Raw genomic sequence first — 13904 nt, 5'->3', positions numbered from 1 at the left:
CTGACAACACGTGACCTTGCGCGACAACCTGCGCCGTCTGCTGGTCAGGTTCTATGCACGCAGGGTGGAAGGCCACCTCGACCACGACCAGGTGCCCAAGCACATCGGGGTCATCATGGACGGCAACCGGCGCTGGGCGAAGGCGGCGGGCTCCACCACCGTCCAGGGACACCAGGCCGGCGGCGAGAAGATCGAGGAGTTCCTCGGCTGGTGCTCCGAGACCGATGTCGAGGTCGTCACCCTGTGGCTGTTGTCCACGGACAACTTCGACCGCCCGGCGGAAGAGCTCGTCCCGCTGCTCGGCATCATCGAGGGCGTCGTCCGCACCCTCGCCGCCGACGGCCGCTGGCGGGTGCACCACGTGGGCACGCCGGACATCCTGCCCGCGCAGATGCAGACGGTCCTCAAGGAGGCCGAGGAGTCCACCGCGCACGTCGACGGGATACTCGTCAACGTCGCCATCGGCTACGGCGGCCGCCAGGAGATCGCCGACGCCGTCCGCTCGATGCTCCTCGACGCCCATGAGAAGGGCACCTCGATCGAGGACCTCGCCGACACCGTCGACGTCGACCTCATCGGCAAGCACCTCTACACCGGCGACCAGCCCGATCCCGACCTCGTGATCCGTACCAGCGGCGAGCAGCGGCTGTCCGGATTCATGCTCTGGCAGACGGCCCACTCCGAGTACTACTTCTGTGAAGTCTTCTGGCCGGCGTTCCGGAAGGTCGACTTCCTGCGTGCCCTGCGCGACTACGCGGCGCGACACCGCCGTTACGGTGGCTGATCCCACCGGCACCCCGGGACCGTACGTCATCAGGAGTTAACGAACGCGCCGTCATATGCCGTGGCATGGCGTGGCGTGTTCGAGGGCATAAGCCTTCCAGGTCGATGCCCGAACCACGGGCGTCGGATCTCAGCGGACGGCACGGGGCCGTCCGCCCGGGAGGCCCTTTGCACCAGCCCGACCGTGCGGTCAGTACGGACGAGACGGAGGGCCGGTTCTCGGCCCGCGCATCGCGGCCAGAACCGGTCCAGCTCCTCTCCGTCGCTCCCCGACCTCATCCGAGGGGGTACGTCCTTCCGTGGTGACCAGCACAAAGCGCCGTATGCCAGACCGGCGCACCTATGTTCTCGACACCAGCGTCCTGCTGGCCGATCCAGGCGCCCTGAACCGCTTCGACGAGCACGAAGTAGTGCTGCCGATCGTCGTGGTCACGGAGCTGGAGGCCAAGCGGCACCATCCCGAACTCGGCTACTTCGCCCGGCAGGCACTGCGCCTGCTCGACGAATTCCGGGTGCGGTTCGGCCGCCTCGATGCCCCCATCCCGATCGGGGACCTCGGCGGGACCGTACGCGTCGAGCTCAATCACTCGGACCCCAGCGTGCTGCCCAGCGGCTACCGCCTGGGGGACAACGACTCCCGCATCCTCGCGGTCGCCCGCAACCTGCAGGCCGAGGGGTACGACGTCACGGTCGTGTCGAAGGACCTGCCGCTCAGGATCAAGGCCTCGTCGGTCGGACTCCTCGCCGAGGAGTACCGCGCCGAACTCGCCATCACGGGCTCCTCCGGCTGGACCGGAATGTCCGAACTGACCCTCTCGGGCGAGCAGGTGGACGTCCTCTTCGACGTGGGCCACGCCTATGTCCCCGAGGCGTCCGACCTGCCGGTGCACACGGGCCTGACGATCCAGTCGGAACGCGGCAAGGCGCTCGGGCGGGTGACGTCCGAGGGCAACATCCGCCTCGTACGCGGTGATCGGGAGGCCTTCGGCATCAAGGGCCGCAGCGCGGAACAGCGCATCGCGCTGGATCTGCTGCTCGACCCCGACATCGGGATCGTGTCGATGGGCGGCCGGGCCGGCACCGGCAAGTCGGCGCTCGCGCTCTGCGCGGGCCTGGAGGCCGTGCTCGAACGGCGTCAGCACCAGAAGGTGATGGTCTTCCGGCCGCTGTACGCGGTGGGCGGCCAGGAACTCGGCTATCTGCCCGGCTCCGAGTCCGAGAAGATGAGCCCCTGGGCGCAGGCGGTCTTCGACACGCTCTCCGCGGTCACCAGCCGCGAGGTCATCGAAGAGGTCACCGCGCGCGGCATGCTGGAGGTCCTGCCCCTCACCCACATCCGCGGCCGCTCCCTCCACGACGCCTTCGTGATCGTGGACGAGGCACAGTCACTGGAAAGGAATGTGCTGCTGACCGTTCTGTCCCGAATCGGCGCCAATTCACGGGTTGTTCTCACCCATGACGTGGCGCAAAGGGACAATCTGCGTGTCGGTCGATATGACGGAGTCGTCGCCGTGGTGGAGAAGTTGAAGGGTCACCCGCTCTTCGCGCATGTCACCCTCAACCGGTCCGAGAGGTCCCAGATTGCCGCCCTTGTGACCGAAATGCTGGAGGACGGTCAGATCTGACCCCACTCACCCCACCTGTTCAAAGGATGGCGGATACACGCTAGTTGGCGCCGTCCGGCAAAAGGCGAAGAGCCTAGCCGGGCGGCGTCTGGCTGTGCGCTCGTTTCCGGAAAACAGCTGAGGCAAACGGGGTGTGAGCTTTCACACGCACATGAGAATTGCCTTGCGGTGTCGGGTTACGGCAGAGTCTCACTCCTGTCAGGCCCCGCATACGACACATCTGTACCCCCAGCGGTATGGCACCACAGGAACCTCAGAACTCCATAAAGCCGTCGTATGCCGCCCGAGCACCACGCGGCGCTCCCCTCGCGGGAGTTGCCCACCGGGCCCGCGCCTCCCGTGACCCCGCAGTTGGGAGGCCAGCGCCAAGGGGCACGATTGCGTCCGCGAGGGTCACCTACAGCGGGCGATGCTGGAAGGAAACCGTGTGAGCCGGATTTCGGTCCGGGGATTCGCAGTGGCCTCGGCCACCGCGGTCACCGCCGTCGGAAGTGTCGTCGGAGTTGCCTCGGGCAGCACTGCCCAGCCGAACGACGCTGAGGCGACGGCAAGTGACTCAACCCTCCTCGCGGACATACCTGCGGGCCAGCAGGCCCAGGTGCAGACCGCGTCCCTGACGCAGCAGGCCGACGCACAGGCCATCGCCGCGGACGCGAGCGCCAAGAAGGACGCGGAGGAGGCTGCCCGCAAGCAGGCGGCCGACGACGCCGTCGCGAAGCAGAAGGCCGCGGAGAAGGCCGAGAAGGAAGCCAAGGCGCGCAAGGCGGCCCAGGAAGCGGCCAGCCGCTCCGCGACGCGTGACGCCTCCAGCTTCTCCGTGCAGTCCTCGTACACCGTCGCGCAGATCCAGGCGATGGCTCGCCAGATGGTGCCGAGCGGTCAGTTCGCCTGCTTCAGCAACATCGTGAACCACGAGTCGAGCTGGAACTACAAGGCGGTCAACGCCTCCTCCGGCGCCTACGGTCTCTTCCAGGCCCTGCCCGGCTCCAAGATGTCGTCCGTCGGCTCCGACTGGCAGACGAACCCGGCCACCCAGATCAAGTGGGGCCTCAACTACATGAACAGCCGGTACGGCAGCCCCTGTGAGGCCTGGTCGTTCTGGCAGGCCAACAGCTGGTACTGAGCCCCACGCCGTACGCCGGCCGCTCAACCTTCTGAAGCCCCTCCCCGTCCTAGGGTGAGGGGCTTCGGCCATGTACGGTCGGAACCGACGACTCCAGGGGGGAGTGGTGGGGAGCAACGGGGAAAAGGGACGGATCATGTCGCGAGTGCCAGGGTGGCTCGGCCGGCTGGGCGCCGGACTGACCGAGCTGGGGGAGCGGTTGGACGAGCGCCGCGCCGAGGTGGAGATGGAGTCGCAGGGTCCCCTCGACTCCGAGGGGACGTCGATGCCGTCCGCGTCAGCGTCCGAGTTCGCGTCAGCGTCTGCGGCTGACGGTCATCCCGACAGTCGTCCCGAAGGCCTTTCCGACCGGCGTCCCGAGAGCCGTTCGGGGAGTCATCCCGAGGACGCGCCCACCCCTTCCGCCGCGCACGCCCCCGTCCTGACGGCCGAGCGTCCCGATCCCGCCCTCGCCGTGCCGTGGGGTGTGCGGGTCGCGGCCGAGGCCGGCTGGCGGCTGCTCGTACTCGCGGGCACCGTCTGGGTGCTGATGCGGGTCATCAGCGCCGTACAACTGGTGGTGCTGGCCTTCGTGGCCGCGCTGCTCATCACCGCGCTGCTGCAGCCGACGGTGGCCCGTCTGACGCGTTACGGGGTGCCGCGCGGGCTCGCCACCGCGCTCACCGCGATCCTCGGCTTCGTCATCATGGGGCTGGTCGGCTGGTTCGTGGTCTGGCAGGTCCAGGAGAACATCGACAACCTCTCCGACCAGATCCAGGACGGCATCGACGAGTTGCGCAAGTGGCTCCTCAACAGCCCGTTCCATGTGACGGACAAGCAGATCAACGAGATCGCCAAGAATCTGCGCGCCGCGATCGGTGCGAACACGGATCAGATCACGTCGGCCGGCCTGGAGGGCGTGACGGTCATCGTGGAAGCCCTGACCGGCATCCTCCTCACGATGTTCTCGACCCTCTTCCTTCTCTACGACGGCAAGCGGATCTGGGAGTGGACGCTCAAGCTCGTTCCGGCCGCTGCCCGGCAGGGGGTCGCGGGGGCGGGGCCGAGGGCGTGGCGGACGCTGACGGCGTATGTGCGGGGCACGGTGATAGTCGCTCTGATCGACGCGATCTTCATCGGCCTGGGCATCTACTTCCTCGAAGTCCCCATGGCCGTTCCGCTGGCCGTCTTCATCTTCCTCGGCGCGTTCATTCCGCTGGTGGGTGCGGTGATTTCCGGTGCGCTGGCGGTGGTGGTCGCCCTTGTCACGCAGGGCGTGTTCACGGCGGTGATGACACTGGTCGTGGTCCTCGCCGTGCAGCAGATCGAGGGCCACATCCTGCAGCCGTTCATCCTCGGGCGGGCGGTGCGAGTGCATCCCTTGGCGGTGGTCCTGTCCGTCGCCGCGGGCGGGATGATCGCCGGCATCGGCGGTGCGGTGGTCGCGGTTCCGTTGGTCGCCGTCACCAACACGGTGGTCGTCTACCTGCGCTCCTACGCCCGCGAGGCCGGCCTCCGCCAGGCCCCGGAGCCCCGCGGCGCCACAGCCCTGGACGCGTCCCCGGCCCACCGCCCGTAGCCCGGGTTTCCTCGCCCCCGCCGCCCCTACCCGTCCCATCCGTTCCTGGGGGCTGCGCCCCCAGACCCCCGCTAAAAGATTGCGCAGTTCCCCGCGCCCCTAAAAGGGGCGCGGGGAACTGCGCAATCTTTTGGACCAGCCCCCACCCACCCGCAGCCAAAGAACCGACCCACGGGGTCTGGGGCGGAGCGCTAGTCGGCCAGGATCGCCTCGGCGTCCAGCGTCGTCCCGACCGCCTGGATCACCGACGCGATCTTGAACGCCTCCTGGATGGTCTCCCGGTCGACACCCGCCTTGCGCAGCACCTGCTCGTGGGAGTCAAGACACTGCCCACACCCGTTCACCGCGGAAACGGCCAGCGACCACAGCTCGAAGTCGACCTTCTCCACACCCGGGTTGCCGATGATGTTCATCCGCAGACCAGCCCGCAGCGTCCCGTACTCCGGATCGGACAGCAGATGCCGCGTCCGGTAGAAGACGTTGTTCATCGCCATGATCGCAGCGGCCGACTTGGCGGCCGTGTACGCCTCGGGCGACAACTGAGCCTTCGCCTCCGGCTCCAGCTCGCGCAGCACCCGCGGAGAGCGCGAAGCGATCGCGCAGGCGAGGACCGTCCCCCACAGCTGCTGCGGCGGAAGGTCGGAGTTGCCGATGACCGAGCCCAGGTTGAGGCGCAGGTCCTTCGCGTAGTCCGGTAGGGCGGACTTCAGTTCGTCGAGGGACATGGAGGGTTACTCACCCGCCAGCAGCGCGACCGGGTCGAGGGTGGTCTCGCCCTTGGTCCAGTTGCACGGGCACAGCTCGTCCGTCTGCAGGGCGTCCAGGACCCGCAGGACCTCCTTGGGGTTACGGCCGACGGAGCCGGCGGTCACCATGGAGAACTGGATCTCGTTGTTCTGGTCGACGATGAACACGGCACGCTTGGCGAAGCCGTCCTCGCCCTCGATGCCGAGGTCCCGCATGAGCTCGTGCTTCGAGTCGGCCAGCATCGGGAAGGGCAGGTCACGCAGGTCGTCGTGGTCCTTGCGCCAGGCGTGGTGCACGAACTCGGAGTCGCCGGAGAAGCCGAGCACCTGGGCGTCACGGTCGGCGAACTCGTCGTTCAGCTTGCCGAACGCCGCGATCTCGGTCGGGCACACGAAGGTGAAGTCCTTGGGCCACGCAAAGACGATCTTCCACTTGCCCTCGTAGGTCTTGTGGTTGATCTGCTCGAACTCCTTGCCCTTCTCCAGCGAGACACAGGCAGTCAGATCGAACGGGGGGAACTGGTCACCAACAGTGAGCACACGCTCTCCTTGTAGCGAGGGAACACCCTTTTTGGGGGCGTTTCCCAGGGGTTGGACGCCGCTGATGGTGGCACAGGCTGCATTGATTAGGGAAATAGCTACACTCGGTCGTGTTGATCGGACTCGACTATCAGTAACGATGAGTAAGAGGTACGGCCATGGCCAGCCCCATCGGCAAGGCGAGCTCCAAGGGGAACGGCCGGCGTCAGCCCAGCCTCGCCCAGCTGCGCGCCTTCGCGGCCGTGGCCGAGCATCTGCACTTCCGTGACGCGGCCGCCGCGATCGGCATGAGCCAGCCCGCGCTGTCCGGCGCGGTCTCGACGCTGGAGGAGACCCTCGGCGTGACCCTGCTGGAGCGTACGACCCGCAAGGTGCTGCTCTCACCCGCCGGCGAGCGTCTCGCCGTACGGGCGAAGGCCGTGCTGACGGCGGTCGGCGCGCTCATGGAGGAAGCCGAAGCCGTCCGCGCGCCGTTCACCGGCGCCCTCCGCCTCGGTGTCATCCCCACCGTCGCGCCCTACCTCCTGCCCACCGTCCTCAAGCTCGTCCACGACCGCTACCCGGACCTCGACCTCCAGGTCCACGAGGAGCAGACGGCCACTCTGCTGGAGGGGCTGTCCGTCGGCCGCCTCGATCTGCTCCTCCTCGCCGTACCGCTCGGCATGCCAGGCGTCGTCGAACTCCCGCTGTTCGACGAGGACTTCGTACTGGTCACGCCGCTGGACCACTGGCTCGGGGGCCGGGAGGGGATTCCCCGGGAAGCCCTGCGCGAGCTCAACCTCCTCCTGCTCGACGAGGGGCACTGCCTGCGGGACCAGGCCCTGGACATCTGCCGGGAGGCCGGACGCGCGGACGCGCCCGTCACCACCACCGCCGCCGGTCTCTCCACCCTCGTCCAACTCGTCGCCGGCGGCCTCGGCGTGACCCTCCTCCCGCGTACCGCCGTCAAGGTCGAGACGACCCGCAGCAACCAGCTCCTCACCGGATACTTCGCGGATCCGGCGCCCACGCGGCGCATTGCGCTGGCGATGCGCTCCGGCGCGGCGCGCGGGGCGGAGTACGAGGAGTTGGCCGCGGCGCTGCGCGAGGCCCTGCGTCCGCTGCCCGTACGGGTGTGGGGACCCGAGGCCTGAACCGCCTCAACTGACTTGCACAGTCGGTCATTTGGGCGACCGATGAAGCCCCTGGAGGGGCGGGAGAATTCAACTTCCGTCAGGTAGTGCGACTCTCGCTGAAATATGCGCCCGGACTGATACACATACCCCCTCAGTGTGACGCATCAGGCGTCTGTACGAGGCTCCAGAGGCTCAAGGGGAGTGATGTCGACCAGTCGGGATTCCCTTGGCCGGGTCGGATACGACCTGCTGTCACGCGCGCTGGACGAGTGCCATCGCGAGAAGGTGACCGGGGGGCTGCGGATTTCCGGGAAGCCCGGGGGAGTCTTCCACTTCCGCGACGGACTGGTTGTCGCCGTCGAGAGCCCCGGTGCCCCCGGGCCCGAGGCACGGATGCTGCGCACCGGCCGGATCGGCGGTGAGCAGTGGGCGGAACTGCTCCGGGAGGGCGAGGGCAAGCGCTGGCCGGAGACCGAACTGGTCGCGCACGGCTACGCGGGGGCCGCCCAGCTCAGGGTCGTCTGCATGATGGCGCTCCAGGACGCCGCCTTCGCCGTCGTCGCGGGTCGGGTGGACGACTGTGAACGGCTCACCGTGTCCCAGCCGTTCGCGCCGGTCGCCGTGGGGGAGGCGCCGGGGCGGCTGCTGCAGGAGGCGGCCCGCAAGCTGGCCGCCGTCGCCGCGCTGCCGTACCCCGTACGCCCCGACCGCGAACGGCCCGCGCCCATACCGGGGTCGGACCTCCGGTGTCTCCGACTCTCCGCCGCGCAACGGGAGTTACTGGCGCACGCCGACGGCCGGCGCACCGCCCGCGACATCGCCTTCGCGACCGGCCGCGCCGTCTACACCGTGACGGTCGGCATGGCCCGCCTGATCGGCGAGGGTCTCCTGGAATCGACGGACGGGACCGGTCCGAGCGCCCCGATCACTGTTCACCTCCCGCCCACGGGAGCCTTGCAGCGCCGGCCACCGGCCGCGCCCCGTCCGGCGGATCGCGGCACGGGACCGGCGGGGGAGCCGCCCGGTGCGGACGGCGCCGAGGGGCGGTCCCTCTCCAAGAGGGAGGCCGAGGAACGCCAGGAGATCGCGGAGCCCAGGGAACCCGCGGAGCCCAAGGAGGTGCCAGAGGAGTCCGTCATCCGGCCCGTAGGACAGACTCCCCGCCTGGCTCCCGAGGTGATCTTGGCGCTGGCCTCCGCGGTGGGCGCGGGGGTCGGCGCCGCCACGGCTGCGGCCGGCGCCGCCAAGGGCGCGGACGCGACTCTCACCCGTCGGTCCGAGGCCGAGGCCCCCGCCACCGCCCGGTCCGAGGCCCCCGCCATCGCCCGGTCCGACGCCCCCGCCACGTCACCACGCCCCACCCCCTCCGAGCTGCCCCGGCGTAAACCCGGGGCGAGCGGGATCACCGAAACTCTCGCCCCGGAAAAAGCCGGGGCGAGTTGGAAAGGGTTCTTCCGTCTGCGTAACCGGATCTGGACCCCGGATTCCGGAACCTGACGTTTCCGGGGAACCGCGAAGTGGATCAGCGCTCTTCTGCGCGAGAACGAACAAGTGCGATCAGGCATCAGGGAGTTCAGCACATGGATCACGAGGCACTGGCGATGGAAATGAGAGGCCTGCGGGAGCAGGTGACCGGAATTACCGACACGGCGGTGGCGGCAGCCGACGGACTGCTCATCGCGGCGGACACCGCGGACACCATCGACCCGGAGGGACTCGCCGCGATCGCCGCCGCGGGCATGGGCATCGCCCGGCGCGCGGCCGAGGCCACGGGCCGGGGCACGTTCCGGCAGACGGTGACATACGGGAGCCAGGGCTGCGCCGCCTTCTACGCGGTCGGCGACACCGCGCTGATGGTGGTTCTGGGCGACGAGGGCATCGACCTCGACCGGCTGCACGAGGAGACCCGGCCCGCGCTGGGACGCATCGGAACGATCCTCACCGCGTCCGAAGGGGCCTGACGGAATGGCGACGAAGCGGATGACACCAGGGTTCTCGGATCAGGTCCTGAGCCTGGTCAAGTCGCTGCGCACTGACGCACCGGACTGTGTGGCCTCGGGCGCCGTCGACATGGCGACCGGAATGCTGCTGGCCTACGAGACCGTGGACAACCACCCGCCCGAGGTCCTGGACCTCCTCGCGGGCGCGACCCTCGACCTGTTCCAGGGGCGTACGGTCGCGATGATCGAGGACGTCTTCAAGGAGCGCCGCGGCGTCACCAGCGATCAGCACTTCTTCCAGGAGATCCTGGTGAACAGCGACAACCTGACCCACCTGTTCGTGCGCATGAACGACCACCAGGACGTCGTCGCGGTGGTCGTCTGTCGCAAGTCGGTGAACGTGGGCATGCTGTTCGCCCAGGTCAGGCGGGTGGTGCGGGAGTACACGGTCTGAGCGGGGCCGGGCGTGACGTGGCGGCTCCCTCCCCGCCCGGGGAAGGAGCCGCCACACGTGTCCGGCCGGCTCCGGCTACTCGGTACGCAGTCCGTCCGGCCGCATCAGGCGGATCAGCGGCGGCAGGCTGAGCAGCGTCACCAGCACCACGACCCCCGCGCCGATGCCCGTCATCGACAGCACGCTCGCCCAGTCCACGCCCACCGGGGTGCTGGTCATCTTCAGCAGGACCGTGCCCAGGGTCAGGCCGACGATCGACGCCAGCAGCAGGCCCAGCGCGATCGGGATCGCGGTCTGCCACAGCACGGACAGGCTCAGCGTGCGGCGCCGGGTGCCGAAGGCGACCAGCGACGAGAGCAGCTTTTTGCGCTCGCGCAGCTGCTCCAGCTGGGAGACCAGGAGGCTCGCGCCGATGAGGATCAGGACGCAGGCCGCGCCGACGGACAGCCCGGTGCGGATGGAGGTGAAGCGCGCGGACTGCGTGGTCGCGGTCCACGTATCGGGGTCCGCGAGCGGGTCGACCTTCGCCGCGCTGTTGCGTACGTACTCACGCACGTCCGGCACCGACTCGTCGAGCTGGAGGAAGACGGTCCCGGTCAGGGTCGACTCGGCCTTCTCGGGCAGCGCGCCGGGGGTGAAGAGGAAGCCTCCGCGCTCGTCGCCCGACGGGTCCTCGCGCGAGTCCGCCGTCCTGATGCTCTTCGGCACCGTCCAGGCGAGCTCCTTGCCCTTGACGGAGGTGCCGTACGACGGGTCGATGTAGAGCTTGGTACCGGGCTCGTCCATGTTCGACGTGTACGAGTCCCACCTGGCGTTCTCCACGGCGAAGATGTCGCCGTCCTTGCAGGAGGGCAGCTTGGCCGCCTCGCGCAGGGCCGCGCAGTCGCCGACGGTCATGGTCGCCTGGCGCTCGGGTTCGTTGCGCCCGTCGCCCATCTCACCCCTGAACAGCGCCGTCGTGCGCGTGACGCCCTTGGTCGCGGACATCTGCTGGACGACCCCGCTCATCGGGATCCCGTCCGGCACCGTGACCGACATCTGCGCACGCGAGAGGTCGTTCTTGTTCGCCTTGGTGTAGTCGCCTTCGACCCCGGCGAACAGCATCTGCAGGGCGATCGCGCCGGCCACCGCCACCGCGATGCCGTTGACCATGCGGGCCGCGGTGCCGCTGCTCAACTGGAGCCTGCGAATGGCCAGTTGCCAGGCCACTCCGCCGGAGTTCAGCCGGTTGACGACCGCCTCCACGACCCAGGGAAGCAGCGCCGTGATGCCGACGAGGAGCAGCATGACGCCGCCGATGACCAGGTACTGGTTGAAGTCCCCGTTGGTGCGCCCCTGCCCGATCATCGGGTAGAGCATCGCGAGGCCGCCCAGCGGCAGCAGCAGCCGCCACCACAGCCGGCGGCGCGAGGGCCGGGCCGTGCGGACCACCCCGAGCGGCTCGATGACGACACCGCGGAGCGCGAAGAGCGTCACCGCGACGGCGGCGGCCGGCACGGCCACGGCGACCAGGGCCGCCAGCGCGGGTGCCGGATTGAGGTCGCTGGGGAACACGCTCATCCTGAACAAGGTGATCATTCCGGCGACTTGACGCCCGACCAGGAAGAACGCGGCGCCGAACACCAGCCCGACCACCGCTCCGGCCAGCGCCTCACCGGCCGCGATCCGCCGGGTCATCCGCCCGTCGGCGCCGACCAGCCGGAGCGCCGCCAGCCTGCGGTCGCGCCGCTCGCCGCCGAAGCGTACGGCCGCGGCGATGAAGACACCGACCGGCATCAGCAGCACCACGAAGACGATCAGCACGAGCAGGAACAGGACGGGGTCCATCGCCTCCCCGGACTGGTCCCTGGACCCGAACGAGTCGATGCGCTCGATCCGGCCGGTCGTCTGCGTGGTCGCCTTCAGATCCTTGATGCCCGCGTAGAAGGCGAGTTCGTGCGGGTCGGTGAGGCCGGTGTCGGCGATCGTCCCGGCGACGCGGTAGGGCAGCCGCTCGCGCAGCAGCTTGCCGTCGGAGGACTTCAGCAGCCGGTCGAGGGCGGGCGAGACGACCATGTCGCCGACCGCGGGCAACTTCTTCACCCCGGGCGGCAGGGGCGCCTGCGCGCCTTCGGGCTCCAACACCCGCCCGCGCACGTCCTGTTCATGGAAGGTGGTGTCCGCGGTGCCGACGAGCAGCGTACGGTCCGACTTCTTATGGACCACCGAGGTGTACGTCATGTCGTTGCGGGAGCGTTCGCGGTCGCCCCGGTTCGCCAAGGCGTTGGGTATCGCCGTGGTGAGCAGCAGCAGCGCCACCCCGAGGCCGACCCCGACGGCCGTGAGCAGGACGCGCACCCAGGCCTCACGGCCACCGGTCACCGCGAACTTGGCACCCATGCCGAGGTCACGGGCCCATTGGCGTGCGCTCATACGATCCGCTCCATGTCGCGCGACTTGCCGTCCCGTACGACGATCTCGCGGTCCGAGTACGCGGCGACCCGTGCCTCGTGCGTGACGAGCACGACGGCGGCGTTGGTCGAACGGGCCGCGTCGGTCAGCAGTTGCATCACCCGCTCGCCGTTGAGCGAGTCGAGCGCGCCGGTCGGCTCGTCCGCGAACAGCACGCGCGGGCTGGTGACCAGCGAACGGGCCACGGCCACGCGCTGCCCCTGGCCGCCGGAGACCTCGCCGGGCCGCTTGCCCTTGAGATCGTCGACCTCCAGCTGCTGCATCCACGACAGGGCGGTGCGCTCGGCCTCCTTGCGCCCCGTCCCGTTCAGCCGCAGCGGCAGCGCGACATTCTCGACACAGGTCAACTCGGGAACGAGCTGCCCGAACTGGAAGACGAACCCGAACTCGGAGCGCCGCAACGCACTGCGCTGAGCGTCGTTCATGGTCGCCATCTCACGGCCGTTGTACGTGATCGAGCCCGAGTCGGGCGTCACGATGCCGGCGAGGCAGTGCAGCAGCGTCGACTTGCCCGAGCCGGAGGGGCCCATCACGGCGACGACCTCGCCAGGGTGGATGGAGAACTCGGCGCCGTCCAGGGCGCTCGTCGGCCCGTACGTCTTGCGCAGTTCGCTGGCGGCGAGCAGGGAACCGGGGGGAGGGGTCATCGACGTCATCGGGCCGTCACCGCCTCGGCGAGCTTGTCGAGGCGTGCGGCGGTGAGCTCCAGCCAGCGCAGGTCGGCCTCCAGGTGGAACAGGGCGTGGTCGCAGATCAGCTGGTCGGCGAGGTCGCCCTTGCGCTTGCGGTCGGTCAGGATGCGCATCATGCGGAGATGCTCCGAGCGTTGCGTGTCGAGGATCTCGCTCGCGTTCCGGTGCGTGAGCAGTGCGAGGACGACCTTCGTGTAGAGGGTCGACTGCAGATACGGTTCGGGCTTCTCCGGCGTCGCGAGCCAGCGCTGTACGTCGGTGATCCCGGCCTCGGTGATCGCGTACCGCTTGCGCTCGGGTCCGCCGCCCGCCTCTATCCCGTCGACCTCGACGAGCCCGTTCTTGAGCAGCCGCGACATCGTCGAGTAGACCTGGCCGTAGTGCAGCGGCCGATCATGACCGAACTTTTCGTCGAAGGCCCGCTTCAGGTCGTAACCGTGACGGGGCCCGGACTCCAGGAGCCCTAGGAGCGTGTGACCGATGGACATGCGGAGCACTCTACACACGGCGTATACATGGCGTGTATACCCGCCGCGAATAGATCGCCCGAGGGGCCACCACTCCGCAGGTCAGCCCCGATTGTCACGGTTCTGTCACCGGTTTCCTCGCCCCCGCCGCCCCTACCCGTCCCATCCGTTCCTGGGGGCTGCGCCCCCAGACCCCCCTAAAAGATTGCGCAGTTCCCCGCGCCCCTGAAGAGAGTCGGCTGCGGGACGGTGGGGGCTGGTCGCGCAGTTCCCCGCGCCCCTTAAAGGCACCCGGGGCGGACCGGCAGTTGTTTAGGGGCGCGGGGAACTGCGCGACCAGCCCCCACCCACCCGCACCCGACCCACAACCCCCGGGGTCGAAGGGGCGGAGCCCCTGGGGGATGGGACGG

13 protein-coding genes are annotated in these 13904 nt (G+C 69.1%); 8 read left to right on the top strand and 5 right to left on the bottom strand.

Going from position 1 to position 13904, the window contains the following annotated elements; genetic code table 11:
- Positions 1 to 10 precede the first annotated feature (10 nt).
- The 4 genes from OIC96_RS16965 to OIC96_RS16950 all read left to right on the top strand — a co-directional run bounded on the left by OIC96_RS16965 (position 11) and on the right by OIC96_RS16950 (position 5089).
- Complete coding sequence (locus OIC96_RS16965) at positions 11 to 784, top strand: isoprenyl transferase (protein ID WP_327431351.1); 774 nt, start codon at positions 11 to 13, stop codon at positions 782 to 784.
- A gap of 298 nt (positions 785 to 1082) precedes the next feature.
- Positions 1083 to 2408, top strand: coding sequence for a PhoH family protein (locus OIC96_RS16960; RefSeq protein ID WP_330307025.1), 1326 nt, complete (start codon positions 1083 to 1085; stop codon positions 2406 to 2408).
- 427 nt (positions 2409 to 2835) lie between these two features.
- A complete protein-coding gene (locus OIC96_RS16955; RefSeq protein ID WP_330307026.1) occupies positions 2836 to 3531 on the top strand; it encodes a transglycosylase SLT domain-containing protein in 696 nt (231 codons plus the stop codon).
- 136 nt (positions 3532 to 3667) lie between these two features.
- Entirely contained in the window at positions 3668 to 5089 is a 1422-nt protein-coding gene (locus tag OIC96_RS16950; protein ID WP_330307027.1) for an AI-2E family transporter, read from the top strand.
- A gap of 191 nt (positions 5090 to 5280) precedes the next feature.
- Here OIC96_RS16950 and OIC96_RS16945 read toward each other — a convergent pair whose 3' ends face one another.
- Together OIC96_RS16945 and OIC96_RS16940 are read right to left on the bottom strand one after the other, a co-directional pair.
- A complete protein-coding gene (locus OIC96_RS16945) occupies positions 5281 to 5814 on the bottom strand; it encodes an alkyl hydroperoxide reductase (protein WP_330307028.1) in 534 nt (177 codons plus the stop codon).
- Positions 5815 to 5820: 6 nt separating this feature from the next.
- Entirely contained in the window at positions 5821 to 6375 is a 555-nt protein-coding gene (locus OIC96_RS16940) for a peroxiredoxin (RefSeq protein WP_330307029.1), read from the bottom strand.
- Positions 6376 to 6533: 158 nt separating this feature from the next.
- On the opposite strand from OIC96_RS16940, the gene OIC96_RS16935 reads away from it, so the two are divergent.
- From OIC96_RS16935 to OIC96_RS16920, 4 genes are all read left to right on the top strand, one after another.
- Complete coding sequence (locus OIC96_RS16935) at positions 6534 to 7508, top strand: LysR substrate-binding domain-containing protein (RefSeq protein ID WP_330307030.1); 975 nt, start codon at positions 6534 to 6536, stop codon at positions 7506 to 7508.
- 186 nt (positions 7509 to 7694) lie between these two features.
- Complete coding sequence (locus tag OIC96_RS16930; protein WP_330307031.1) at positions 7695 to 8987, top strand: hypothetical protein; 1293 nt, start codon at positions 7695 to 7697, stop codon at positions 8985 to 8987.
- Between the two features lie 83 nt (positions 8988 to 9070).
- Positions 9071 to 9451: a roadblock/LC7 domain-containing protein gene (locus OIC96_RS16925; RefSeq protein ID WP_330307032.1), complete on the top strand. Its 381-nt coding sequence runs from the start codon at positions 9071 to 9073 to the stop codon at positions 9449 to 9451.
- 4 nt (positions 9452 to 9455) lie between these two features.
- Positions 9456 to 9884 (top strand): hypothetical protein, encoded by a 429-nt coding sequence (locus OIC96_RS16920; protein WP_330307033.1) that lies wholly within the window; start codon positions 9456 to 9458, stop codon positions 9882 to 9884.
- Positions 9885 to 9959: 75 nt separating this feature from the next.
- Here OIC96_RS16920 and OIC96_RS16915 read toward each other — a convergent pair whose 3' ends face one another.
- The 3 genes from OIC96_RS16915 to OIC96_RS16905 are packed head-to-tail and all read right to left on the bottom strand — an operon-like array spanning position 9960 to position 13515.
- Positions 9960 to 12296 (bottom strand): ABC transporter permease, encoded by a 2337-nt coding sequence (locus OIC96_RS16915; RefSeq protein ID WP_330307034.1) that lies wholly within the window; start codon positions 12294 to 12296, stop codon positions 9960 to 9962.
- On the bottom strand, positions 12293 to 12982 hold the full coding sequence (locus OIC96_RS16910) for an ABC transporter ATP-binding protein (protein WP_330307035.1): 690 nt from the start codon (positions 12980 to 12982) through the stop codon (positions 12293 to 12295). The genes OIC96_RS16915 and OIC96_RS16910 overlap by 4 nt, the downstream gene beginning before the upstream one ends.
- Before the next feature lie 5 nt (positions 12983 to 12987).
- On the bottom strand, positions 12988 to 13515 hold the full coding sequence (locus tag OIC96_RS16905) for a PadR family transcriptional regulator (protein WP_327431362.1): 528 nt from the start codon (positions 13513 to 13515) through the stop codon (positions 12988 to 12990).
- Positions 13516 to 13904: the final 389 nt, after the last annotated feature.

Source organism: Streptomyces sp. NBC_00775, assembly GCF_036347135.1.
Classification (GTDB): Bacteria; Actinomycetota; Actinomycetes; order Streptomycetales; family Streptomycetaceae; genus Streptomyces; species Streptomyces lutosisoli.
The sequence above is the reverse complement of the archived record's forward strand: the minus strand, read 5'-3'. Positions and strand labels throughout refer to the sequence as shown.